Source organism: Gammaproteobacteria bacterium (assembly GCA_030680605.1).
GTDB lineage: Bacteria > Pseudomonadota > Gammaproteobacteria > SURF-13 > SURF-13 > JAQBXX01.
The window spans coordinates 1-1,944 of the sequence record JAUXUQ010000005.1 but is presented as its reverse complement, the minus strand read 5'-3'; the positions used below and the strand labels follow the sequence as shown (position 1 = coordinate 1,944).

Here is a 1,944-nt window from a genome sequence, read left to right as displayed (position 1 = left end):
ATATAAAATAATTAATTTTCCTTCATCTGATATAATTTAATTTAGTAATTGTCTATTTGTTTTTTTTCATATTATTTCCTTTTCATTTAAAGCTGTTTCAGTGATATTACATTTAGTAATGATTTTCGTTTTTCTTTACCTCGGTTTTCTTTGTTTAAAAATATGTTTCAAGTACCGTTAATAAAGGTTCAATGCTCATTACCAGATGTTTTTTTGCATAAAAATTAGGCTGTTTGCTCCCCGGTAGCGTTCTCTTCACCCGCCATTAACAAAGCCTCCGCCTCCTCTTCTGTCATAGCATTCAAATGTTCAAGCAAAAACTCTTCAACCAACAAGGCCAATGCTTCGATAGTGGAAGCCTCGAAAAGCCGCCGTAGAGGCACGTCAATACTAAAGGCTTTGCGTATTCGAGACAGCACTTGCACCGCTAGCAGCGAATGCCCGCCCAGCTCGAAAAAATTATCCGCCACACCAACCTGCTCGATATCCAGCACGTCTTTCCAGATTTCAGCCAGTATCTCTTCGACGGAGTTGCGTGGCGCCACGTAAGCACGATTACTTTGTCCGGCCATATCCGGTTGCGGCAGCGCTTTACGGTCTATTTTGCCGTTAGCACTTAGCGGCATGGTCTCAAGCAGGACAAATGCCGATGGCATCATCGCAGTCGGCAAGCGAGCAGCCAGATGTTCACGCAGTTGTTCGACTGCCAGGGATGGCGGAAGTGTCGCAATCGGTAGGGAACCGATGCGACCGACTGCCAGGGATGGCGGCCGCGACGGCTCCCGGCCTATCTCATCATTGCCGCAGACCACATAGGCGACAAGACGCTTACCGCCGGCGCCCTCTTCCCGGACCACCACCAGTGCATCCTCCACTTGCGGAAAACTCAGGATTTGCGCTTCGATTTCGCCGGGTTCGATACGAACCCCCCGGATTTTCACCTGATGATCAAGCCGACCCAAAAACTCGATCGTGCCATCCTCGCGATAAAGCCCCATATCACCGGTGCAATACATAGGCTTGCCGGTTTGATCGAAAGGATTGGGAATGAATCTTTCAGCCGTCAGATCAGGACGATGAAGATAACCGCGCCCGACTTGAACGCCAGCCACACAGATTTCGCCGGGTACGCCAACCGGTACAGGTTCCAGCCAGCTATCCAGCAAATACAGTTGCGTGTTATGAACCGGTTTGCCAATAGGCACCACGCTGTCTGCTTCACCCGGTATGACTGGAACCTGATAATAGGAAACATCATCCGAACATTCGGCAGGGCCGTAGGCATTAAGCACTTTGACATGAGGGAAGCGTTGCATCCAGCGTCGACATAAACCCGGTGAAAATACCTCACCGCAGGCAATCAACCAGCGTAATTCCGACAGCAAACTATTTTCATCCGCTATATCCAGCAACGCCTGAATCATGGAGGGAACGGCTTCCAGAATGGTTATGCCACGCTCTGCCAGTTGCGATAGCAGTTGGCCGGGATCCTTGACGATATCATCGGTGAATATTTCCACTCTTGCGCCGCATACCAGTGCGGTCAGGTGCTGCCAAACAGAAATATCGAAACATTGTGCTGCGGTTTGCGCGATAACATCGTTTTTCGTTAACTCTAACGTCGGCACTTTGGTGATAAGGTTATTAAACATTCCCTGATGCTCAACCATGGCGCCTTTCGGCATCCCCGTGGAACCGGAGGTAAAAATAACAAAAGCCAGATTATTCTGAGCATGACTGCTTGGCGGGTTGGTCTCATTGCTTTCGTTGGCTTCCAATTCATCCATGAACAGCACGTCAGGCTGGGACAGAAACTGAAAGCTTAATGAACCGTACGACATGGCGGCAGGCGCTTGCGTCATGTCGCCAAGCCCGGGCATCAACCCGTCGCCAGTATCTTTTATATTTGCAACCAAAGCGGCTACGCTCATAGCCCGTTCAAAG

Annotated in this window: 1 protein-coding gene; it reads right to left on the bottom strand. The window is 49.3% G+C overall.

Going from position 1 to position 1,944, the window contains the following annotated elements; translation table 11 throughout:
• Positions 1-224: 224 nt before the first annotated feature.
• Positions 225-1,944, bottom strand: a 1,720-nt coding sequence (locus Q8L89_03380) for an amino acid adenylation domain-containing protein (protein MDP1708090.1), incomplete at its 5' end; no start/stop codon positions are given.